Origin of the sequence: Nonomuraea bangladeshensis, assembly GCF_039529455.1 — a bacterium.
Lineage (GTDB): Bacteria > Actinomycetota > Actinomycetes > Streptosporangiales > Streptosporangiaceae > Nonomuraea > Nonomuraea bangladeshensis.
In genome coordinates, this window is sequence record NZ_BAAAMV010000011.1 from 298,224 (window position 1) to 321,497 (window position 23,274).

At 75.8% G+C, this 23,274-nt stretch carries 13 protein-coding genes; 3 read left to right on the forward strand and 10 right to left on the reverse strand.

The window, feature by feature from the left end:
- Positions 1-46 precede the first annotated feature (46 nt).
- The 10 genes from ABD292_RS36515 to ABD292_RS36560 all read right to left on the reverse strand — a co-directional run bounded on the left by ABD292_RS36515 (position 47) and on the right by ABD292_RS36560 (position 10,824).
- Positions 47-424 carry an STAS domain-containing protein gene (locus tag ABD292_RS36515; protein ID WP_344215613.1) on the reverse strand — a complete coding sequence of 126 codons (378 nt, stop codon included), beginning with the start codon at positions 422-424 and terminating at the stop codon, positions 47-49.
- Positions 421-1,518 carry a cobalamin B12-binding domain-containing protein gene (locus tag ABD292_RS36520; RefSeq protein ID WP_344215615.1) on the reverse strand — a complete coding sequence of 366 codons (1,098 nt, stop codon included), beginning with the start codon at positions 1,516-1,518 and terminating at the stop codon, positions 421-423. Before ABD292_RS36520 ends, ABD292_RS36515 begins: the two co-directional genes overlap by 4 nt.
- Positions 1,515-3,137, reverse strand: coding sequence for a SpoIIE family protein phosphatase (locus ABD292_RS36525; protein WP_344215617.1), 1,623 nt, complete (start codon positions 3,135-3,137; stop codon positions 1,515-1,517). The genes ABD292_RS36520 and ABD292_RS36525 overlap by 4 nt, the downstream gene beginning before the upstream one ends.
- A gap of 127 nt (positions 3,138-3,264) precedes the next feature.
- Complete coding sequence (locus tag ABD292_RS36530) at positions 3,265-4,644, reverse strand: condensation domain-containing protein (protein ID WP_344215619.1); 1,380 nt, start codon at positions 4,642-4,644, stop codon at positions 3,265-3,267.
- Positions 4,641-5,807 carry a 2-oxo acid dehydrogenase subunit E2 gene (locus tag ABD292_RS36535; protein ID WP_344215621.1) on the reverse strand — a complete coding sequence of 389 codons (1,167 nt, stop codon included), beginning with the start codon at positions 5,805-5,807 and terminating at the stop codon, positions 4,641-4,643. The genes ABD292_RS36530 and ABD292_RS36535 overlap by 4 nt, the downstream gene beginning before the upstream one ends.
- Positions 5,804-6,808 carry an alpha-ketoacid dehydrogenase subunit beta gene (locus ABD292_RS36540; protein ID WP_344215623.1) on the reverse strand — a complete coding sequence of 335 codons (1,005 nt, stop codon included), beginning with the start codon at positions 6,806-6,808 and terminating at the stop codon, positions 5,804-5,806. The genes ABD292_RS36535 and ABD292_RS36540 overlap by 4 nt, the downstream gene beginning before the upstream one ends.
- Entirely contained in the window at positions 6,805-7,740 is a 936-nt protein-coding gene (locus tag ABD292_RS36545; protein ID WP_344215625.1) for a thiamine pyrophosphate-dependent dehydrogenase E1 component subunit alpha, read from the reverse strand. Before ABD292_RS36545 ends, ABD292_RS36540 begins: the two co-directional genes overlap by 4 nt.
- A complete protein-coding gene (locus ABD292_RS36550; protein WP_344215627.1) occupies positions 7,737-9,161 on the reverse strand; it encodes a glycosyltransferase family 4 protein in 1,425 nt (474 codons plus the stop codon). The genes ABD292_RS36545 and ABD292_RS36550 overlap by 4 nt, the downstream gene beginning before the upstream one ends.
- Positions 9,158-10,507 carry a glycosyltransferase gene (locus tag ABD292_RS36555; protein ID WP_344215629.1) on the reverse strand — a complete coding sequence of 450 codons (1,350 nt, stop codon included), beginning with the start codon at positions 10,505-10,507 and terminating at the stop codon, positions 9,158-9,160. The genes ABD292_RS36550 and ABD292_RS36555 overlap by 4 nt, the downstream gene beginning before the upstream one ends.
- Positions 10,504-10,824 (reverse strand): phosphopantetheine-binding protein, encoded by a 321-nt coding sequence (locus ABD292_RS36560; protein ID WP_177240931.1) that lies wholly within the window; start codon positions 10,822-10,824, stop codon positions 10,504-10,506. The genes ABD292_RS36555 and ABD292_RS36560 overlap by 4 nt, the downstream gene beginning before the upstream one ends.
- 335 nt (positions 10,825-11,159) lie before the next feature.
- Here ABD292_RS36560 and ABD292_RS36565 point away from each other — a divergent pair, with 335 nt between their 5' ends.
- Genes ABD292_RS36565 through ABD292_RS36575 form a run of 3 tightly spaced genes read left to right on the forward strand, consistent with a single transcriptional unit; the run spans position 11,160 to position 23,238 of the window.
- Positions 11,160-17,483 (forward strand): amino acid adenylation domain-containing protein, encoded by a 6,324-nt coding sequence (locus tag ABD292_RS36565; protein WP_344215632.1) that lies wholly within the window; start codon positions 11,160-11,162, stop codon positions 17,481-17,483.
- Positions 17,480-23,089, forward strand: coding sequence for a non-ribosomal peptide synthetase/MFS transporter (locus ABD292_RS36570; RefSeq protein ID WP_344215634.1), 5,610 nt, complete (start codon positions 17,480-17,482; stop codon positions 23,087-23,089). Before ABD292_RS36565 ends, ABD292_RS36570 begins: the two co-directional genes overlap by 4 nt.
- Entirely contained in the window at positions 23,068-23,238 is a 171-nt protein-coding gene (locus tag ABD292_RS36575; protein ID WP_329575292.1) for an MbtH family protein, read from the forward strand. The genes ABD292_RS36570 and ABD292_RS36575 overlap by 22 nt, the downstream gene beginning before the upstream one ends.
- The last annotated feature ends 36 nt before the right edge of the window (positions 23,239-23,274 follow it).

The window sequence follows — 23,274 nt, forward strand, 5'->3', positions numbered from 1 at the left end:
GGGCCAACCTACCCGGATCATGCCCCGGCAGCGGCGTGCCGGGGCCTCAGTCGGAGGAGGTGGTGGTGGAGTGCCACCGGTCCGACGTGGCGGGCTCGCCCGTGAGGTGCTCGTAGGTGCCGCTGACGTCCAGCAGCCGGTTCAGCGCGGGCGGCCGGTCGTCGAGGTGCAGCCGCGCCCCGGCCGCCGCCGCCCGCCGGTGGACGGTCAGCAGGGCCGACAGGCCGCTGGAGTCGCAGATGCGCAGCTCCCCGCAGTCGAGGTGCACGTCGGTGAGGCTCCCGCCCTCCAACGCGGCGGCGACGGTGGTCAGCAGCTCCTCGGCGGTGGTGTAGTCGAGGTCGCCGCCGACCGCGACGCGCAGCGCCCCCGGGCGGGGCGTGTCCAGGACGAGGGTCAGCGGGAGGGGTGCGAAGGGGGTCATGCGAGCTTTCCGGGGTGTTCGGGGGACGGGGACGCGGCGCGGACGGCGTCCCGTCCGAACGCGATCACGGCCACGGCCCGAGGGAAGTCCTCCAGCCGCCCGCCGAGCAGGTCGAGCGCGGGTAGCAGCGTACCGGCCGGGACGCCGCGCGCGACCAGCACCCCCGCCGTCCAGCCGAGGAAACGGCCGAACAGCTCGGGGTCGTCCACGTAGAGCGCGGCGGCCAGGAAGTCGACGATGTGCGCGATGTCCTCGGCGGTGTGCCGGCGCTGCTGCGGCGTGTACGCCGCCATCGCGGGGACGCGCTCCTCAAGGCCGCTCATGACGTCCCTGACCAGCCGCCGGGCCGACCGGCTGACCACGGTGTACTCCTGGTCGTCCAGGTGCGGCAGGTCGTCCACCGCCTGGCGGGGCGCGGGCGGGCGGGGCAGCGGGCCCGACGCCAGGCGGTCGGCGGCGGCCCCGCCGTCCGGGGCCCAGGCGTCGGCGCCGAGCAGGCGGGCGTAGCGGCCGTCCGGCCCGAAGGCCGCGCCTCCGGCCATCACGGGGGTGCCGGTCGCCTGGCAGGCGGTGATGGCCGCGTGCGCGGCGGGCAGCCGGACGGGGATGGAGCTGGACAGCGCGACCAGGTCGCAGGCCGTACGGTGCAGGTGGGCGATGAGGTGCGGCGTCGGCACCTGGGCGCCGAGGTAGTCGACCCGCCAGCCGCGCAGCCGCAGCACCTCCGCCAGGATCCTGGCGGGCATGGCGTGCCACTCGCCGTCGATGCAGGCGACCGCGATCCGCCCGGCGGGCGGGCCGGAGGCGGCGGCGCGGGCCACGGGGTGGTGGGCGACGGCGGCCAGCACCCGCTCGTTGACGGCGGTCGCGGCGTGCTCCTGCGCCACGGTGAGCCGGTTGGCCTCCCATTCGCTGCCGACCCGGCCCTGTACGGGCGCGACGACCTCCAGCAGCAGGGTCTCCAACGGGATGCCGGAGTCGAGCGCGGCGAGCGCGGCGTCCGCGGCGGCGTACTCGTCGCCCTCGACGGCGGCGTTCCAGAGTTTCTCCCGCCAGGCCGGCAGCCCGTAGGCGAGCTCGTCTGTGTGCGTCATGCCGTGAACCTTCCCCGGCCGTTGCCTCCCACCGCGCTGAGATGTGCGCCGCGCGGCGCGGTGATGGCGATGACGGCCATGTCGTCGTGATCGCCACCTCTTACCCACTGGGAGGCCAGCATCTCCACCCGTTCGGCGATCGCCTCGGGCGGCATGCCGCCGCACTGCCGCAGCTCCTCCTTCAGCCGCTCGTCGCCGAACATCTCGTCGCCCAGCGGGCCGCCCATGGCCTCGCTGATGCCGTCGGTGTAGAACAGGCAGGTCTCGCCGGGTTCGAGCAGCACGGTGTCGGTGACGCTGGTGACGCGCTCCAGCATGCCGATGAGGGTGCCTCTGGTGCGGGCCTCCTCGACGCGGCCGTCGGCGCGCACGATGAGCGGCGGCGCGTGCCCGGCGCTGGTGAGGCGCAGCCGTACGCGGTTGCCGACCCGCAGCAGCGAGGCCAGGACGAGCGTGACGAAACGGGTGCGGTCGCCGCCGGTCAGCAGCACGCTGTTGAGCGATTCGAGCACCCGCTGGTGGTCGCCGGCCTGCGGCAGCAGCGCGTGCAGCGTGTGCCGGATCTTGCCCGTGAGCACGGCGGCCTCCAGGCCCTTGCCGGCCACGTCGCCGAGCACCACCAGCGACTCCCCGTCGGGCTCGGCGGGGGCGTGCAGGTCGTAGAAGTCGCCGCCGACGCGGGCGGCCTGCTCGGAGGGACGGTAGCGGGCGGCCACCTCGACCCCGTGCAGGCTGCGGACGCGGGGCGGCAGGAGCTCGCGCATGAGGGTCTCGGTGATGGCGGCCTGCTCGGCGTACAGCCGGGCGGCGGACATGGCGGCCCCCGCGCGGGCCGCGAACAGCCGGGCGAAGACCTCCTCGCCCTCGGAGAAGCCGGCCTGGCCGCCGCGGCGCAACAGGACGAGCGCGCCCGCGGGGACGCCGTGCCCGGGGAGCGCGCTCACCACCATCGAGCCGACCTCGCCGATCCCGTCGCGGGCCAGCCAGCCGGGCGCGGCGGCGGGATCGATCCAGCGGGAGGGCAAGGGCGGGTAGCCCTGCAGCGCCTCGGCGAGGCCCGGCACGGCCTCGGGATCGACGGCCAGCTCCTCTCGGACGACGGTGCCGTCAGGGCCGCAGTAGGCGATCGGGTGCCGGCGACGGTACGGGGGCAGGATGACCATCGCGGCGTCGGCCAGGTGGCGGGCGGCCAGGCGGGCGGTCACCTCCATGCAGCGGTCGAGGTTGAGCGAGGACAGCAGCTCGCCGGAGGCGGTGTCGAGGAAGGCGGTCCGCTCGCGTTCGAGGCGCAGGGCACGGGTGGCGCGTTCGAGGTCGGTGACGTCGGCGAGCCACCAGGCGACGGCGCCGCCCTCGCGCACCGGTTGCGCCTCGAAAGTGGCCGGCCCGATGGGGCCGCGCTCCCGCAGGTCGTCGATGCGGGGGCCGAGACGGGCGTGGGCGTGGGACAGCCAGGCGGGCGCGGCGTCCTCCAGGGGCGCGCCGGGCACCGCCGCGGGCAGCAGCCGCAGGGCGGCGTCGTTGACCCGAGTGATCAGGCCCGCGGCGTCGACCACCAGAACCGGGTGCGGGGAGCCACGCCACAGGGCGTCGGCTCCGTCCTGCCCAAGGCCGCTCATGAGACCTGTCACAACAGCGAGCCCGCAGGGACGGGCTCTGCCTCCCTATGCCATAGATGCCTTTTGACCGATTTCATCCACTGTAGCCGAGCCTCGCCGTTGCGACAGTCGTCCGCGGGGCGCACGGTCAGTACGGCAGGGACGGGCGCTCCACGACGGCGGCCAGGCGTTTGGCGAGTACGGCCAGGTCGGCGGCGGTGAAGCGGGCCAGGCGGCCGGTCAGCGCCAGCTCGTGCGTCCCGCCGCGCGGCGTCGCCGTGAGCGCGAGGTCGAAGCCGCCGTCGTCCACCTCGTGCTCCCACACGCGTACGTCGAGACCGGCCCAGCCGGCCGGCGGCGCGGGATCGCCCCGGTGCACGAAGGCCGCCTGGAAGGAGGGGTGCACGCCGGGCAGCCGGTGCGCCCCGAGCCCGGCGACGAGCGCGTCGAACGGGATCTCGTTGGCGAGCGCCCCCGCCACGCTCGCGCGGACGCGGGCGAGCAGGGCGGGGAAGCCGGTCAGGCCGTCCAGCCCGACGCGCAGCGGCACCAGGTTGACGAACGAGCCGACGACCGGCTCCAGCTCGCGGCGGCCACGGCCGGAGGTGACGGCGCCTGTCACGAGGTCGTTCCGGCCGCTGATCTCGTGCAGCAGCACCAGGTACGCGGCCAGCAGCGCGGCGAAGGTCGTGACGGGCCCGCCCCCCGCCGGGCCGTCGCCCCCTCCGCCGCGCAGCCGCTCCACGACGGCCCGCCCGACCCGCACCCGCGCCGTGGCCGACATCGGGCCGGCGGTGGGCGGGGGCGCGGGCAGGCGCGGGAACAGGGGCTCGATGCCGGCCAGGCGTTCCCTCCAGTACGGCAGCCGCTTCGGCGTCCGCTCGGCCGCCCGGCGCACCGACCAGGCGGCGTAGTCGGCGTACTGGGGGGCGGGCGGCGGCGGCAGCTCCTCGCCCGCGTACGCGGCGGCGAGGTCGGCCGCGACCAGCGCCACGCCGGCCCCGTCGCAGGCGATGTGCTGGCAGACCAGGAGGAGGCGGTGTTCGAGCGGCCCGACGCGGTACACGGTGAGCCGCAGCAGCGGCCCGCGCTCCAGGTCGAACCGCTCCCCCGCCGCCGCCAGGGCGAGGGCCAGCGCCTCGGGCTCGCGTTCGGGCTCCGGCAGGCAGGTGAGGTCCACGAGCTCCAGCGGCACCGGCTGGGCCGGGCGGATCACCTGGCGCGGGAGGCCGTCGGCGGCGACGTACCGGGTGCGGAGCGCCTCGTGCCTTGCCACCAGCGCGGCGAGCGCGGCGGCGAGGCGCGGCAGGTCCAGCTCGCCGGTCAGGGCGAGGCCCAGGGTGACGTTCGGCGGCGCGGTCTCCGGGGCGGCGCGGGCGGCCAGCCAGCCGCGGCGCTGCTCGTGCGAGCACTCCATCGGCTCGCCGGTGCGCGGCAGGACGGGGACGGCCGCGGCGGCGGCCTTGCGGGCGAGCAGCCGGGCCATCAGCTCCCGCCGGTCGGCGGGCACCTCGCTCGGGCCCGTCACGTGGGGTCCGCGGCCAGGCCGGCCGGCGCTTCGAGCGCGGCGCGGAGCGCGTCGAGGAAGACGATCGCGTCGTGGCCGTTGACGTAGCGGTGGTCGTAGGCGAGGCCGAGGTGCACGTTGTGCCGCACGGCGAACCCGGCCGGTCCCTCCGCGGGGACGAGCTCCTGCTGCGGGGCGGCGAGGGACAGGGCGCAGAGCTGGCCGGGGAAGACGATGGGGACGGCCAGCGTGACCGTGCTCTCGTTGTGCAGGGTGAGCGTGATGTTGCCGCCGGACAGGTCCTCCTCGCGCAGGCCGCCGCGCAGCGCCGCCATCCGGTACGCCATCAGCGTCTTCGAGATCTCGCGCAGCGTGCGGCCGGTGGCGTCGTGGACGACGGGCACGGACAGGCCCTTGCCGACGTCCATGGTCACGCCGACGTGCGCGGTGGCGGCGCGGCGGACCCGGCCGGGGCCGACCGGCGTGGCGAACAGCAGCTCGAACCGGCCCGCCAGGCCCGCCACGGCCTTGACCAGCAGCTCCGGCAGGCCGATCAGGGTGCGCAGGGCGGGGGTGAGCTCGCGGGCGAGCCGCAGGGCGTCCTCCACGTCGACCTTGACGACGGTGTAGGCGGCCGGGACCTCCCGGTGGGCGCGGGCCACCACGTCGGCGACCCGGCGCTGCGACACAGGCAAGATGATCTCCTCGGCATCGGGGTCGGAGGGGGCGGATTCGACGGGGGCGGGCTGGGCGAGGGTGGTCACGTCGTCACGGCGGATGATCTTCCTGCCGAGGGCGCGTACGGCGTCCTCGCCGATCCCGAGCTCGGCCATGAGCCGGCGGGCCGGCGCGGTGATCACCACCCCGTCCTCCGGCGGGTCCTCGCCCGCCGGCGCGCCCCCGGAGGCGGGCACGGCCGGGTCGGCCGGGTCGGCCGGGTCGGCCGGGTCGGCGAGGTCGGCGAGGTCGGCGATGGTCTGGCCGGGCAGGCATTCGGCGCCCGCCGCCACCCGGTGCCGCAGCACGCCCCCGCGCTCGGCGGCCAGCTCCTCCACGGTCTTGGAGGTCTCGATGAGGGCCAGGACGTCGCCGGGCCGCACCGTGGCCCCGTCGCCGGCCACCCACTCCACCAGCAGGTAGCGGGCGTCATTGCTGTTGATCTTGGGGACGACGACCGCGTTCATGCCAGCGACTCCAGGACGGCCAGGCGGATGGTGTCGGCGTGCACGAGCACCTCGTGCTCCAGATGGGGCGCCGCGGGGATGACGCTGTCGGCCGCGCTGACGAGCGTGATCGGCCGCTCCAGCCGCTCCCAGAGGACGGGGTACAGCCGGGTCGCCACCTCCGCGCCCCACGTGGCCCCGGCCGCGCCGTCCTCGGCGACGCACACGTGCCGGCCGCGCGGCAGCACGCCCCCGAGGTCGAACGGGTAGAGCCGGGCGGGCACCAGCAGCTCGCACAGCACGTCGTGCTCCAGCAGCAGCTCCCGCATCGCCTCCAGCGCGCGGTGCGCCATGCCGCCGGGGGCGATGATCGTGCAGTCGTGGCCGTCCACGCCCTCGACGGCCACGCGGGCGAGGCCGTCCACGAGCTCGTAGCGGAACAGCTCGTCCACGACGCCGTCGCGGAACATGCGCCGCGTGTAGAGCACCTTGTCCTCGAACAGCAGGGCGGGCCGGCCGGCGGCGAAGGCGTCCTCCAGCAGGGCGCGGGCGTCGTGGAACGGGGTCAGCTCCAGCACCGACAGCCCGGGGACGCCGAGGAAGTGCTTCTGCGGGCTCTGGCTGTGCGTCGGCCCGTAGCCGCGCCGGCCGCCCGACGGGCAGCGGACGACCAGCGGCATCGGGACCGGGCGGCCGTACATGGCGGTCGACTTGCTGGCGAAGTTCACGAGCTGGTCGAAGGCGAGCCCGGCGAAGTCGGCGAACATGATCTCGACGATGGCCTTGTCGCCGCCCAGCGCCAGCCCGGCGCCCGCGCCGACGATGGCGGCCTCGCTGATCGGGGTGGAGCGCACCCGCTCCCCGAACCGCGACGACAGCCCCTTCGTGATCTTGAACGCGCCCCCGTACGGGTCGGCGATGTCCTCGCCCAGCACGTGGACGGCGGGGTCGGCGGCCAGGACGTCGTGCAGCGCGCGGTTCAGGTGCTCCGACACCCGCTCCGCGCGGACGGGCTCCCTCATCGCACCGTCCACTGCGCCGGGGGCCGCGCCGACACCTCGGCGACCAGGTCGTCCACGTGCCGCCGCCAGGTCGCGTCGGCCTCGGCGAAACGGCGCGGGAAGGCGGCGGCGTAGCGTTCGTACCAGTCGCCGGCCCTGGCCCGCCGCAGCTCGTCGGCGGTGCGCGTGTCGTCGCCCTTGCTGTGCGGCCCGAGCCGCCGCGTCACGAACTCGACCACCAGCGGGAACGCGTCCTTCCTGACGGCGGCGACCGGCCCGGCCAGCGCGGCCCGCACGGCGGCCAGGTCGATCGAGTCGATCCGCAGGTACGGGATGCCGAACCCGGCCACCCGGCCCTCGATCGTGCCGGCCATGCCGCGCTCGGTGGGCGTGGACTGGGCGATGCCGTTGTTCTCCACGACGACCAGCAGCGGCGCGCCCCACAGCGCGGCCAGGTTGAGCGCCTCGTAGACCGAGCCCTCGCCCCACGTGCCGTCGCCGAGGTAGGCGCAGGCCAGCGCGCCGTGCCCGGCCCTGCGCAGCCGCAGCGCCATGCCGACCGCGACCGGCAGGCTCTCGCCCTGCACCCCGGTGGACATGAACGTGCGGTGGTAGATGTGCTGGCTGCCGCCCACCCCGTCGCAGAGCGCGCCCCTGCGGCCCATGATCTCGGCGAGCAGCGCGCCGGCCTCCTCGCCGTAGCGGGCAAGGAAGTGACCGTGGCCGCGGTGGTGGCTGAAGGTGAAGTCGTCCTCGCGCAGGAGGGGGTTGAGCGCGACCGGGACGTGCTCCTGGCCGAGGCAGGTGTGCGTGGTGCCGCTGAGCAGGCCCTCGCCGAACAGCCGGAGCAGGGCGTTCTCGAAGTGCCTGATGAGCAGCAGGCGGTCGAGGTCGCCGGGGGCGGGCGGGCTCGGGCGGCCGTGCTCGACGCCTTCGACGATCGTGCCGGTCATCGGGCTGCTCCCTTCGCGGCGGCGCGGGCGGCGGCGAGCCTCGCCAGCGCGGCCCGCCGGTGCGGGTCCTGCCGCTCTTTCCCGGTCGCCGGGCTCAGCGCGGTCAGGTACGTCTCCAGCGCGTCCGGGTCCAGGCCGCGGACGAACGCGCGGGCGGCGTCCGCGGAGCGTCCGGCCAGCGTGGCGTGGTGGGCGGGGTCGTCCATGAGCCGGCGCAGGGCGGCCAGCCACGGGGTCAGGTCCTGGGCGGGCACGACGGGGACGGGGCGGGCGTGGCCGGGGGCGGCCTCGTACCGCTCGATGGGGGCGACCGGGAGCAGGTACGGCACGCCGCGCTTGGCCTCCGCCAGGCCGCCCACGTCGGCGGCGAGGACGGGGACGCCGCGCAGCATGGCCTCGACGCAGGTGTAGCCGAAGGTCTCGTCCCAGAGGGAGGGCATGAGCAGGGCGCGGGCGTCGTCCAGGATCGGGCCGAGGTCGTCGGCGGGCGGGGTGAGGCGGATGTTGGGGCGGCGGGCCAGGGCCGCGCGCTCGTCGGCGGTGGCGCCCCAGGTGGGGACGGCCTGGAAGGTGACGGCGGGGCAGGCGTCGGCGAGGCCGAGGAGGATCGGCAGGCCCTTGTAGGCGCAGGGGTTGATCATGGTGACGTACGGGGCGGTGGGGGCCGCCGCTGGTGGGGCGGTGTCACCGTATATATGCGGATAAATCACGGTGGAGTGCAGGCCGGCGTGCCGCAGGCAGTAGTCCCGCGCCGCGCGGCTGACCGCCACGACCCCGGCGGCGCGGCGGACCATCCGGGTGCCGGCCGCGCTCGGGTAGAACGCGCCCGGGCCGAAAGGGAGCTGCTGAAGGGTGTGGACCAGGTAGACGACCCGGCCGGGGGTGGCCCGCAGCGCCGCGCCCAGGACCACCAGGCCGGGGTCGTCGGACGGGACCAGCGTCCAGTCGGGCACGAGGCGCGCCGCCACCTCCGCGATCCGCCGGGGCAGCGCGGCCGGATCGGTCACGGCGTGGACGACGACCCCGCGGTGCAGGTAGGTGACCTCGTCAGGGTCGTCGGACGCGACCAGCGTGGCACCCCGGCGGGTCAGTTCGTCGAGGGCGGGCGAAGCACCGGCACCGGACGACGCGCCGGTGCCGGACGACGGGCCGGCACCGGGCGACGGGCCAGTGCCGGACGACGGGCCAGTGCCGGACGACGCGCCGGCCCCGGAGACCGGCGACGGGCCGCTGGCGGTAACCGGCGTCGGGCCGGTGCCGGGAACCGGCGATGGGCCGGTGGCGAGGGCGCCGGAGAGCGGGGACACCACGTGCACCTCGTGGCCGCGGGCGGCGAGGCGCTCCATGAGGAGGCGGTTCGACTTGTTGGCCCCGCCGTGGGACGGCAGGTGGATCAGGTTCTGCGCCAGCAGGATCCTCACGACGCCTCCTGCTCGGCCGCCCGCCGCCGCAGGCGCGCGGCCACCAGCCTGCGCCGCTCGGCGGGCAGCGCGGCCAGCCGCCTCGCCGCGTCCCCGCGCCCGGCCTCACCCCGCGGCTCCTGATCGGGAAGGGGGCCGCCGAGACGGGCCGGGGCGTGGAGGAGACGTTCGAGGTGGGCGGCGGCCAGGGCGAGGCCGTCGGCGGCGTCGCGGGGTCCCGTTCTGGGCGGGTGGCGGCCGTCGCGGAGGGCCGCGTTGAGCGCCCCGGCCACCTCGCCGGCGTCCCAGCGTTCCTCGGGCAGCCACCGGGCGAGGCCCTGCTGCTCCAGCCGGGCCGCGTTGTCGGGCCGGTCGGCCCCGTGGGCGAGGATCACCTGCGGGGTCCCGGCCGCGAGCGCCCGGGTCAGCGTGCCGATCCCGCCGTGGTGGAGCACCGCCGCGACCTGGGGGACGACCTCGCGGAACGGCAGCCGCGCGAAGCGCCGCGCGTGGGGCGGCAGCGGCCGGGGGACCGTTTCGTCGTGCGGGGCGACGAGCAGCGCGGGCAGCCCGGCCCGCCGGCAGCCGGCCAGCGCGGCGTCGTGGAACCCGGGCCGCAGCATGCGCCCGGTGCCCCCGGTGATCAGCACGGGCCGTACCGTCCCGCTCAGCAGCGCGGCCGCCTCGGCGGGCACGGGGTCCGCTGCGCCGTCGTCGGGCAGCGGGAAGCCGGTCAGCCGGGTCGCGGGACCGGTGGCCGGGCCGGCCTCGTCGAACCAGCGCGGCCAGAGCCCGAGCCGCAGGTCGGCGGAGGAGAACCAGGCCCGCCAGTCGCGTACGCGGGGCAGCCCGAGGTCGCCGCGCACCGCGTCGATGCCAGGCGCGAGTACGTGCTGGTGCAGGTGGCGGGCGACCTCGGCGGCCAGCGGCTGGATCGGCGCGACGGCGATCCACGCCGCCGGCGCGCCGGTCAGCTCGCGTACGGCGAGGACCGACAGCGCGGAGGTGTGCCGCCCGGCGAGGACGGTCCGCCCCGGGACCACCCGGGCCGCGAGCGCCCGGCATTCGGCCGCGAACTGCTCGAACAGCCGGTTGCGCCGGTAGAACGACAGCCAGTCGAGGGTGCCGAGGCCGTCGGGGAGGAGGGCGGTGTCGGCGGCGTAGCGGGCGTAGGCGTCGTGGGTGTCGACGGGGACGAAGTCGAGGCCCGCCGCCTCCACCCGGCTCCGGTAGGGGGCGTGGGTCAGCAGGGTCACGTCGTGCCCGCGCTCGCGCAGCACGCCGCCCAGCCGGACGAACGGCAGCACGTCGCCGTCGCTGCCGTGCGCCACCAGCAGGACGCGGGTGAGCGGGCCGCCGGGCGTCACGGCGAGGACTCGCCGAGCGGGGTGCCCTCGTCGAGCAGGGCCCGCACCTCGTCCTCGGACATGCCTTCCAGCTCGTCGAGCAGTTCGGCGAGCTGGTCCTCGGAGATCTCGCCGAGCAGCGTCTCGTCGATGAGCCGGGCGGCCGCCGCGACGGTGAAGTCACCGGCGAACAGCTCGTCCACGGGCAGTTCCACGCCGTACCGATCCTGCACTTCCGCGAGGAAGCGCACGACCGTGAGCGACTGCGCGCCGAGCGCGAAGAAGTCGTCGGCGAGGGAGCGCGGAGGAGTGCTCAGGAGACCGGTCCAGATCCCCATGACGGCTTCCTCGGTCGGTGTCATTGCCGTACTCCGGAGGTTCAGAGGGCAGGGCTGTCCTGTTGGGAGCGCTCCCAATTCAGACCCCGGGAACGCCCCCAGGACGAGCCTGGAATCACGACACATCATTGTCAAGGGAACAGTCTCTGTAATGTTTCCGAAACTGCCTTGTAAGGAACCGCAGCTAGAAGGGTTATCGTCCGGTTTCGTGAGTTATTTCCATCAAATTTTCAACTGTCGTTGACCACGACCGGAAAGCCTCCTTACGCTGACGAGGCCGTGGGAGCGTTCCCATGAATTCCGCCTGTCCCCGCCTGTCCGACGAAGGATGGCGCATGCGCGAACTCCGCGAACCGAACGACACCATGACGGCGCTGATCGAGGCGCAGGACCCGGGCCGGCCGGCCGTGGTGGACGGCGCGGCCCGCTGGACCTACGGCGAGCTGGACGCCACCGCCAACCGGCTGGCCCGCCGCCTGGCCGAGGCCGGCGTCGGACGCGGGGACGTGGTCGCCCTGTACGCCGGCCGCTCGGCCCGCACCCTGGCCGCCATGCTCGCCGTGCTCAAGGCCGGAGCCGCCTATCTCCCTCTCGACCCGGACTATCCCGACGCGCGCGTGCGGTTCGTGCTGGAGGACTCCGGCGCGCGGACCGTCCTGGTGCCGGACGAACTGCGGGAACGCCTGCCCACGGGCAGCACGGCGTCCGCTTTATCCCTTGACGACGATTTATCCGCATATAGCGCGGTAAATGTAAAGGTGGCGGTTGATCCGATGGATCCTGCCTACCTGCTCTACACCTCCGGATCCACCGGCCGCCCCAAGGGCGTCGCCATTCCGCATCGCGCGCTGCTGAACTTCCTCGTCGCCATGCGCGATCTGCTCCGTTCCGGCGAGGACGACACCTGGCTGGCGCTCACGTCGCTGTCGTTCGACATCTCGGGGCTGGAGCTGTACCTACCGCTGGTCACCGGCGGCCGGACCGTGATCGCCGAGCCCGCCGCCGCCCGCGACGGACACCGGCTGGCCGGGCTGATCCGCGCCGAGGGCGTCACGCACGTGCAGGCCACCCCCTCGGGCTGGCGGGTGCTGCTGGCCGCCGGGTACGCCGACCCGCACGTCACGGCCCTGGTCGGCGGCGAGGCGCTGACCGTGCCGCTGGCCCGCGAGCTGCGGGCGCGTACGGGGCGGCTGTTCAACGTGTACGGCCCCACCGAGACGACGATCTGGTCCACCGCGTGGGAGGTCCCCGAGAATCCCGCGGACGTCTCCATCGGCGGCCCGATCGCGAACACCCAGGTCCACGTCCTGGACGAGCGCGGCGAGCCGGCGGAGACCGGCGAGCTGTACCTCGGCGGCCACGGTCTGGCACTCGGCTACCACCGCCGCCCGGCCCTGACCGCCGAGCGGTTCGTCCCCGACCCGTTCGGGCCTGCGGGGAGCCGGCTCTACCGGACCGGCGACCTCGTGCGCGTGGAGCCCGGCGGGCTGCGTTACCTCGGGCGTACCGACACCCAGGTCAAGCTGCGCGGGCACCGCATCGAGCTGGGCGAGGTGGAGTCGGCGCTGGAGGACCTGCCCGGCGTCAAGCAGGCCGTCGCCGCCGTCCACCGGGACACCCTCGTCGCCTACCTCGTCGGCGACGTCCCCGCCGGCGTGCGCGAACGCCTCGCCGAACGGCTCCCCGCCGCCATGATCCCGTCGCTCGTCGTACCGATGGAGGCGCTGCCCCTCACCCCCAACGGGAAGGTGGACCGCAAGGCCCTGCCGGAGCCCGCCGCGCCGGAGGCGGGCGCGGGGGCCGCGCCGGGGACGGCGGCCGAGCGGGCGGTGGCGGAGGTCTTCGCCGAGGTCCTCGGCCTGCCCCCGGAGCTGGGGGTGGAGGACGACTTCTTCCTGCTGGGCGGGCACTCGTTGCTGGCCGCCAGGGCGGCGGCGCGGATCACCCGGCGGCTCGGCGTCGAGGCGCCGGTGGCGGCGCTGTTCGAGCATCCGACGGTGGCGGGGTTCGCGCGGGCGCTGGAGGAGCGGGCGGCCCCGTCGGTGCCGCTCCGGCCGCGCCCCGAGGGCACCGCGCCGCCGCTGTCGCCGAGCCAGGAGCGGCAGTGGTTCATGTACCGGCTCGACCCCGGCGACGCCTCCTACAACATCTATCTGGCGCGGCGGCTGCGCGGCCCGCTCGACGCCGGCCGCCTGACGGACGCGCTGACCCTCGTCGCGGCCAGGCACGAGCCGCTGCGCACCCGCTTCCCCGAGGTGGACGGCATGCCGGTCGCGGTGGTCGAGCCGCCGGGGCCGGTGCCGGTCGAGCGGCTGGACCTGTCGGCGCTGCCGGAGGACGAGCGGGAGGCCGAGGCCCGGCGGCTGGTGACCGAGCGGGTGAACACGCCCCTGGACCTGGCCGCCGCGCCGCCGATGCGGGCCACGCTGATCCGGCTCTCGGCGGCGGAGCACGTGCTGTGCGTCGTGATCAGCCACATGATCGGCGACGGCTGGTCGCAGAACGTGCTGCTGTCGGACCTGGCCGCCTGCTACGCCGGCCGCGAGCTGCCCGCCCTGGCGGTCGGCTACGGGGACGTCGTCCACTGGCGGCGCGAGCGGGAGGCGGCCGGCGCGGGCGAGGCCGCGCTGGCGTACTGGCGGGAGCGGCTGGCGGGCGCGCCGCCGCTGGAGCTGCCCGCCGACCGGCCCCGCTCCCCCGGCCTGGTCCGGCGGGGCGCCTTCCACCGGGCGCGGCTGCCGCGCGAGACGGTCGCGGCGCTGGAGGAGCTCGGCCGGCGTACGGGGACGACGCTGTTCATGGTGCTGCTGGCGGCGTACCAGGCGCTGCTGGGCCGGCACGCCGGGCAGGACGACCTGACGGTCGGCACGGCGGTCGCCGGGCGGGACCGGGTGGAGCTGGAGCCGCTGGTCGGCTTCCTGGCCGACACGCTGGCGCTGCGCGCCGACCTGTCGGGCGACCCGGCGTTCACCGAGTTGCTGGCGCGGACCAGGGAGTCGGTGCTCGGCGCGCTCACGCACAGGGACGTGCCGATGGAGCGGCTGGGCGTGGGCGACGGCCGGAAGCTGTTCGGGACCTTGATGATCCTGCACACGCAGGACGACGGCGCGCCGGTGCAACTGGGCGAGGCCACGGCCGAGGTGTTCCACGCCGCGTACGCGCCGGCGCGCTTCGACCTGACGCTCGACGCCTGGCCCGCCGAGGGCGCGCTGGACCTGGTCTTCGGGTACGAGGCCGCGCTGTTCGACGCGGCGACCGTCGAGGGCCTGGCCCGCCGCTTCGCCGCGCTGCTGGCCGCCGCCGTGGCCGACCCGGAGGCGCGCCTGTCGCGGCTGACCAGGGTGACGGGCGAGGAGCGGGAGCGGCTGGTACGCGGCCCGAACGACACCGCGATGCCGCTGCCCGCCGTGCCCGGCCTCCTGCCGCTGATCGAGGCGCGGGACCGGGATCGGGTGGCCGTGGTGGACGGCGCGGCCCGCTGGACCTACGGCGAGCTGGACGCCACCGCCAACCGCCTGGCCCGCCGCCTGGCCGAGGCCGGCGTCGGACGCGGGGACGTGGTCGCCCTGTACGCCGGCCGCTCGGCCCGCACCCTGGCCGCCATGCTCGCGGTGCTCAAGGCCGGAGCCGCCTATCTCCCTCTCGACCCGGACTATCCGGAAGCGCGGGTGCGGTTCGTGCTGGAGGACTCCGGCGCGCGGGCGGTGCTCGTCCCTGACGAGCTGCGGGAACGCCTTCCCGCCGTCGACGCCGCCGTCGCACTCTCCCTTGATGCTGATTTATCCGCATACAGCGCGGCAAAGCCGGATGTGACCATCAAGCCGGCCGATCCCGCCTACCTGCTCTACACCTCCGGGTCCACCGGCCGCCCGAAGGGCGTCGTGGTCCCGCACCGGGCGCTGCTGAACCTCCTCGTCGCCATGCGCGACCTCCTGGGCTCCGGCGAGGACCACGCCTGGCTGGCGCTCACGTCGCTGTCGTTCGACATCTCGGGGCTGGAGCTGTATCTGCCGCTGGTCACCGGCGGCCGTACGGTGATCGCCGGACCGGAGGCGGCCCTGGACGGGGCGCTGCTGGCCGGGCTGGTCCGCGCCGAGGGCGTCACGCACGTGCAGGCCACGCCCTCCGGATGGCGGGTGCTGCTCGCCGGGGGCTTCACCGCCCCGGAGGTCACCGCGCTGGCGGGCGGGGAGGCGCTGAGCGAGCCGCTGGCCCGCGAGCTGCGGGCGCGTACGGGACGGCTGTTCAACGTGTACGGCCCCACCGAGACCACGATCTGGTCCACCGCGTGGGAGGTGCCGCCGGACGCCGGGCACGTCCTCATCGGCCGGCCGATCGGCAACACCCAGGTCTACGTGCTGGACGAGCACGGCGAGCCGGCGCACACCGGCGAGCTGCACCTCGGCGGGCACGGCCTGGCGCTCGGCTACCACCGCCGGCCCGGCCTCACCGCCGAACGGTTCGTCCCCGACCCGTTCGGAGCGGCGGGCGGGCGGCTCTACCGGACCGGCGACGTCGTACGGCTGCGCACCGACGGCGCCCTCCAGTACGTGGGCCGCACCGACAATCAGGTCAAGCTCCGCGGGCACCGCATCGAGCTGGGCGAGATCGAGTCGGCACTGGAGGACCTGCCCGGCGTCCGGCAGGCCGTGGCCGCCGTCCACCAGGACACCCTCATCGCCTACGTCGCCGGGGACGCCCCCGCCGACGTGCGGGAACGCCTCGCCGAACGGCTCCCCGCCGCCATGATCCCGTCGCTCGTCGTCCCCATGGAGGCGCTGCCCCTCACCCCCAACGGCAAGATCGACCGCGCGGCGCTGCCCGTGCCGGGGACCCGGGCGGGCGAGGACGTCCCGCCGCGGCCCCGCGAGGCCGGGACGGCGCCGCCGCTGTCGCCCGCGCAGGAACGGCTCTGGTTCCTGCACTCGTATTTCGAGGGGGACACCTCCGGCCACCTGAGCCAGGCGCGCCGGCTGCGCGGCCCGCTGGACGAGGACGCGCTGGCCGCCGCCGTCGCGGCGCTGCCCGCCCGGCACGAGGCCCTGCGCACCCGCTACGAGGCCGACGCCGAGGGCCGGCCGCGCGCCGTCGTCCAGGACGGGCACGCCCTGCCGCTCACCCGCCACGACCTGACCGCGCGGCCCGGAGCCGCCGAGGAGCTGGTGGCGGGGATCGCCGATGAGCCGTTCGACCTGGGGGCGGCGCCGCCGGTGCGGGCGGCGCTGATCCGGCTGGCCGCCGACGACCACGTCTTGTGCCTGGCCGCGCACCCGATCGCGGCCGACGAATGGACACTGCCGATGCTGCTGGCCGACCTGGCCGCGCTGTACGAGGGCCGGGAGCTCCCCCCGCCGCCCCTGCAGGCGGGCGACGTCACGCTCTGGCGGGCGCGCCGCGAGCGGCTGGCCGAGCCGGCGCTGGAGCAGTGGTGCGCCCGGCTGGCCGGGGCCCCGGTCCTCGACCTGCCACTGGACCGGCCCCGGCCCGCCGTCACCTCCCGGACCGCCGCGTGCCACGAGGTGCGGCTGGGCGGCGGCCTGACCGGGGAGCTGCGCCGGCTCGGCGCGGACGCCGGGGGCGGGCTCTCCACGGTGCTGCTGGCCGCGTACCAGGTGCTGCTGGCCCGGCAGGCCGGGCAGACCGGGTTCATGATCGGCCGTCCGGTCCCGGGACGGGAGCGGCCCGAGCTCTCCCGGGTCGCCGGGCACCTCACCCGGCACCTGGTGCTGCGCGGCGACCTGTCCGGCGACCCCGGCTTCGCCGAGCTGCTGCGGCGTACGCGGGAGGCCGAGCGGGAGGCGGACGAGCACGCCGACCTCTCCCCCGAACGGCTCGTCACCGCGCTCGGCGTGGAGCGGGACCCCGGCCGCGAGCCGCTGTTCCAGACCACGCTCACGGTGCGCGAGCAGGCCCCGCCGGAGGCCGCCTTCGGCGAGCCGTTCGCGCCGCGCCCCGCCGACCTCGCCTACGACCTGGCGCTGGAGGCCCGGCCGGACGGCGACGGCCTGGTCCTGGCCTTCCACCACGACGCGGCGGTGCTGACGGCGGCCACCGCGGCACGGCTGGCCGGCCGGTTCCTGGCGCTGCTCGACGCCGTGGCGAAGGACCCCTCCCTGCGCCTGTCCGAACTGCCCGCCCCTGACGGACCACGCGGGCCGGCGGAAGCGGGCGAGCGGGTGCTGGATCCGTGGGGTCGTCCCGTGCCGGCGGACGCGGTCGGGGAGCTCTGGCGGGGCGGGGTCCGTACCGGTGAGCGGGTCAGGCGGCACCCGGACGGGCGGCTGGAACGCCTGCCCGCCGCGCCGACCGTCGGCACCGCCGGGGCCGGCGCGCGCCCCGCCTACGTCGCGCCGCGCACCGACGCCGAGGCGCTGGTCGCCGAGGTCTGGGGCGAGCTGCTCGGCGTCGCGCGGGTCGGCGTGGACGACGACTTCTTCCGGCTCGGCGGCCACTCCCTGCTGGCCGTACGGGCCGCCGCCCGGCTGCGCGCCACCGTCGAGGTGGACGTGCCGATCAGGACGTTCTTCACGCATCGCACGCTGGCCGGGTTCGCGGCGGCGACGGAGGAGATCCTGCTGGCCGAGCTGGAGGGCCTGCCCGAGGAGGAGGCGCTGCGCCTGCTCGACCCCACGCCGCTGAATTCCACGGAGGCACTGTGACCACGCTCTCCCCCGGCGGCCTGTCGCCCGCCAAGCAGGCGCTGCTGGCCCAGCGCCTGCGGCGGCGGGCCGCCGCGACCACGGTCCCGCCGCGCCCGCCCGGCACGGCGCCGCCGCTGTCGCACGCGCAGGAGCGGCTGTGGTTCCTGGAGCAGTACGCGCCCGGCACCGCCGCCTACACCGTCTCCTGCACGGCGCGGGTGACCGGCGAGCTGGACGAAGAGGCGCTGCGCCGCGCGGTGCGCGAGGTGGCGGCCCGGCACGAGAGCCTGCGCAGCCGGTTCACGACCGCCGAGGACGGCACGCCGCAGTTGGTGATCGACGCCGAGCCCGCGCCCGAGTTCCTGGTCGCGGCGGCCGGGACGCCGGAGGAGGCGCGGACGCTGGTGTCGGCGGAGCTGGCCCGGCCGTTCGACCTGGCGGCGGGCCCGCTGCTGCGGGTCCTGCTGATCCGGCTCCCTTCGGACGCCGGTGACGACCACGTGCTCATGCTGGCGGCCCATCACGCGGTGGCCGACGGGTGGAGCTGGGACGTGGTGCTCGGCGAGCTGTTCACGCTGCTGGCCGGCCGCGAGCCGGAGCCGCTGCCCGTCCAGTACGGCGACTACGCGCTCTGGCAGCGCGAGCGCACCGGCTCGGCCGCGTACCGGGCGGACGTGGACTACTGGCGGGCGCAGCTCGCCGGGGTGCCGGCGCTGGAGCTGCCGACGGACCTGCCGCGCCCGGCCGAGCAGGCGTTCGCGGGGGCGGCCCACGGGTTCAAGCTGGACGCGGAGCTGGCCGGGGCGGTGCGGGCGCTGGCCGAGTCGCTCGGGGCGACCCCGTACATGGTGCTGCTCGCCGCGTTCCAGGCGCTGCTCGGCCGGTGGTCGGGGCAGAGCTCGTTCGCGGTGGGCAGCCCGGTGAGCGGGCGCGGGCTGCCGGAGCTGGACGGCCTGGTCGGCATGTTCGTCAACACCCTCGCGCTGCGGGCCGACCTGTCGGGCGACCCGGCGTTCGACGGGCTGGTGTCGCGGGTGCGGGAGACGGCGCTGGACGCGTTCGCCCACCAGGAGCTGCCGTTCGACCAGCTCGTGGGCGAGCTGAACGTGACGCGGGACGTCAGCCGTCCGGCGGTGTTCCAGGTGATGTTCGCGCTGCAGAACTACACCGCCCGGCCGGTGGACGCGGGGCCGCTGGAGCTGGAGTGGTTCCACGCCGACACCGTGGCCAGCCGGTTCGACCTGAGCCTGTACCTGCACCAGGCGGCCGGGGGCGGGCTGGACGGCACGTTCGTCTACAACACGGCGCTGTTCGAGGCGGGGACGGCCGAGCGGATGGCGGAGTCGCTGGAGTCGCTGCTGCGCTCGGCCGTGGCCGCGCCGGGCACGCCGGTGTCCGGCCTGGAGATCCTGCCGGAGGCCGCGCGGGCCAGGCTGGCCGCGCTGGAGAGCGCCGCGCCGCCCGCGCCTCCGGAGGCGGAGCTGCTGCACGAGCTGGTGTTCGCGCAGGCCGGGCGGACCCCGGACGCGACCGCCGTGACCTTCGGCGGCGACCGGCTGACCTACCGCGAGCTGGCCGTACGGGCCCGGCGGCTGGCCGCCCACCTGCGCGCCCGCGGGGTGCGGCCGGGCGATCGGGTGGCGGTGTGCCTGGAGCAGTCGGCCGGGACGGCGGTGGCGCTGCTCGGCGTGCTGGCGGCCGGGGCGGCGTACGTGCCGCTCGATCCCGAGCAGCCGGCCGCGCGGCTCGCGTACCTGGTCGAGGACGCCGGGGTGCGCACGGCGATCACCTCGGAGGGGGCGCGCGGGGCGCTGCCTGACGGCCTGATCGAGATCGACCCCGGCCGGGTGCCGGACGGGGACCCGCCCGCCGGGGCCGGGATCGGGCCGTCGGACCTCGCGTACGTGATCTACACCTCCGGCACCACCGGGCGGCCCAAGGGGGTCGCCGTGCAGCACCGGGAGGTGGTGACATACCTGGCGGGCGTGCGCGAGCGGTTCGGCGTCGAGCCCGGGGCGTCGTTCGCGCTGCCGCAGTCGCTGGCCTTCGACTTCGGGGTGACGATCTTCTACCTGGCGCTGATGACCGGCGGCCGGCTCGACCTGCTGCCGTCCCGTACGTCGGCGCGCGAGCTGGCCGAGCACTTCCGGGCGAGCCCCGCCGACTACCTGAAGATCACCCCGTCGCACCTGGCCGCGCTGCTCGCCGAGGCCGGGCCCGCCGAGCTGCTGCCGCGCCGGCTGCTGATCCTCGGCGGCGAGGCGTCCTCGTGGGCGTGGGCGCGGGAGCTGGCGGCGTACGAGGCTCCAGGACGCGGCCGTTGCGCCGTCGTCAACCACTACGGGCCGACGGAGGCGACGGTCGGCATCACCACGTTCGCCGTGGACCCGGAGCTCCCGGCGCGGGAGACGACGCTGCCGATCGGCCGGCCGCTGCCCGGCGCGCGGGCACGGGTGCTCGACGAGCGGCTGCGGCCGGTGCCCGTGGGAGTGGTCGGCGAGCTCTGCCTCGGCGGGGACCGGCTGGCCCGCGGCTACCTGGGCCGGCCCGCGCTCACCGCCGAGCGGTTCGTGCCCGACCCTGACGGCCCGCCGGGCGCCCGCCTGTACCGGACCGGCGACCTCGGGCGGTGGCTGCCGGACGGCACGCTCCAGTTCCTGGGCCGCCGCGACCTGCAGGTCAAGATCCGCGGGTACCGGGTCGAGCTGGGCGAGGTCGAGACCGTGCTCGCCGAGTTCCCCGGGGTGGCGCAGGCGGTGGCCGAGCTGCGCGGGGACCGCCTGGTCGGCTACCTGCTGCCGGTGGAGGGCGGCGCGCGGGCGCCGGCCGCCGAGGTGCGCGCCTGGCTGCGCGAGCGGCTGCCCGACTACATGATCCCGGCCCGGTACGTCTGGCTCGACCACCTGCCGCTGAAGTCGCACGGCAAGGTCGACCGCGCCGCGCTGCCCGACCCCGAGGACGACCGCCCGGACGACGGCGCCGCCTTCGTCCCGCCGGACGGGCCGGTCGAGGAGGCCGTCGCGGCGGTGTGGGCCGACGTGCTCGGGCTCGCCCGGGTGGGCGCGCTGGACGACTTCTTCGAGCTGGGCGGGCACTCGCTGCTGGCCATGCGGGTGCTGGCGCGGCTGCGCAGGATCGCGCCGGAGCGTCGGGTCACGCTCATGGACCTGTTCACGCACACCACCGTCAGGGAGACGGCGGCGCTGCTCGCCGGGGACGAGCGGGCCCGCGAAGGGGACGGCGGGCTGCTGCGGCGGCTCACGCCCGCGCGCGCCGCGACGGCGGCCACGCTGGTGTGCGCGCCGTACGGGGGCGGCAGCGCGGTGATCTACAAGCCGCTGGCCGACGCGCTGCCCGGCGACTGGGCGCTGTACTCGATCGCCGTTCCCGGGCACGAGCTCGGCGAGGAGTCGATGCCGCCGGAGGAGGTCGCGCGGCGCTGCGCCGAGGAGATCCTGACCGGGATCGAGGGCCCGGTCGTGCTGTACGGGCACTGCGGGCTCGGCGCGATGATCATCGCCGAGATCGCGCGGCGGCTGCAGGACTCGGGACGCGAGGTGGAGGCGGTCTACCTGGGCGGGATCTTCCCGTTCGCCCGGCCGGGCGGGCGGACGGCCCGGCTCCGGGACCGCCTGGACGACCTGCGCGGCGACCAGGGGCGGATCAACGCGCTCACGGCGGCCGGCCTCGACGTGTCGGACCTGAGCCCCGAGGAGCTGCGGCTGATCGTCCGCAACCGGCGGGAGGGCACGCGGGCCGCCGAACGCTACTTCACCCGGCTGTTCGAGGAGGACGGCGGCCGGCTGGGCGCGCCCGTCATCGCCGTGGCCGGTGAGCGGGACCCGATCATGGAGTTCTACCAGGAGCGCTTCCGCGAGTGGCACGTGCTGTCGCCGGTGACCGCGTGCGCGGTGCTGGACGAGGCCGCGCACTTCTTCGTCAAGTACCGGGCCGGGGAGCTGGCCGAGATCCTGACCCGGACGCACACCGCGCTCGCCTCCGGGGAGACGGCCGGGCTGGAGCGCGGCGACGGCGGGCGGACGTGGTGGCTAGAGGGGGTCTCCCGCGAGACCCCGGAGGCACTTCCCGGGGAGTCCACCGGAGTGTCCTCCGAGACGCTCTCCGACGCGCCCTCCGAGGCGTTTTCCGGTGCCGGGTCGCGGACCGCGGGCGTCCCGGCGGTCGAGGCGAGGGCGGCCGCCGGGATCCCGCCCCGGCGCGGAGCGACCGGGACGCCGGACCGGCGCGAGGCGGCCGGGCCGCGGCCCAGCATGCGGCGCTTCTTCGCGGTGGCGGCCGGGCAGGCGGTGTCGATCATCGGCTCGGCGCTGACCGAGTTCGCCGTCCCCCTCTGGATCTACCTGACGACGGACTCCCTCGTCGACTTCGCCCTGTTCTCGGTGCTGGCGCTGGTGCCCGGCATGATCGTCGCGCCGCTCGCCGGGACCATCGTGGACCGCAGCGACCGCCGGCGCGTGATGCTGCTCGGCGACGCGGGCGCGTTCGGCACGCAGCTGCTGCTCGGCCTGCTGCTGTGGACCGGGAACCTCCAGGTGTGGCACATCTACCCGCTGCTGGTCGGCCTGTCGGTGGCGCTGGCGTTCCAGCGGGTGGCGTACCAGTCGGCCGTGCCGCAGCTCGTGCCGAAACGTTTCCTCGGCCACGCCAACGGCGTGGTCGGCATGATCAACGGCGTCGCGCAGCTCGTCGTGCCGCTCGCCGCGGCCGGGCTGATGTCGCTCATCGGCCTGGAGGGCATTCTGGCCCTCGACGTGATCAGCTACGCGATCGCCATCGGCAGCCTGCTGCTCATCCGCTTCCCCGCCACGATGGCGCTGCGCCGCCGCGAGACGGTGGCCGCCGAGCTGGTCAACGGGCTGCGCTACTCGTGGGGGAACAAGGGCTTCCGGCGGATGGTGACGTTCTTCGCCGTGGTCAACCTGTTCATGGCCGCGCTGTTCCTGATGATCTCGCCGCTGGTGCTGTCGTCGGGGACGATCGCCGATGTGGGGCGGGTGTCGTTCGCCGGCGGGCTCGGGGTGTTCGTCGGCGGGCTCGTCATGGCGGTGTGGGGCGGGCCGCGGGTGCGGCGCTTCCGGGGACAGCTCATGTTCACGCTGACGCTGGCGATCTCGGCCGTGGTGATCGGCGCGCGGCCGGACCTCGTGGTGGTCACGGCGGGGGTGTTCGGGCTGTTCCTGTCGCTGACGCTGCTCAACGGCGTCTACACGACGATCGTGCAGGTGAAGATCCCGCAGCGCTACCACGGGCGGGTGTTCGCGCTCAACCAGCTCGTGGCGTTCTCGACGCTGCCCATCGGGTACGCCGTCGTCGCGCCGCTCGGCACGTCCCTCCTCGAACCGCTGCTCGCCGACGGCGGCGCGCTCGCGGACACGGTCGGCCGGGTCATCGGCACCGGCGAGGGCCGCGGCATCGGCCTGCTGTACGTGCTGCTCGGCGCCGCCATCGCCGCCTGCGTGCTGGTCGCCAGGCGGCGGCGGGTCCTGTGGGACTTCGACGCGCTGGTGCCCGACGCGCTGCCCGACGACCTCATCGGTTTCCAGGCCCTGCGCGAACGCGGGGCGCCGGTCAAGGAGGACGCATGGACGACTACCAGGTCGTGATCAACCACGAGGAGCAGTACTCGGTGTGGCCCGCGGACCGGGACGTGCCGGCCGGCTGGCGGGCGGCCGGGTTCCGCGGCGGCAAGGACGACTGCCTGGCGTACATCGAGGAGGTCTGGACCGACATGCGCCCCCTCAGCGCCCGCTGACCCATCCGTCCCGATCGGACCATCCGAGCGGATATT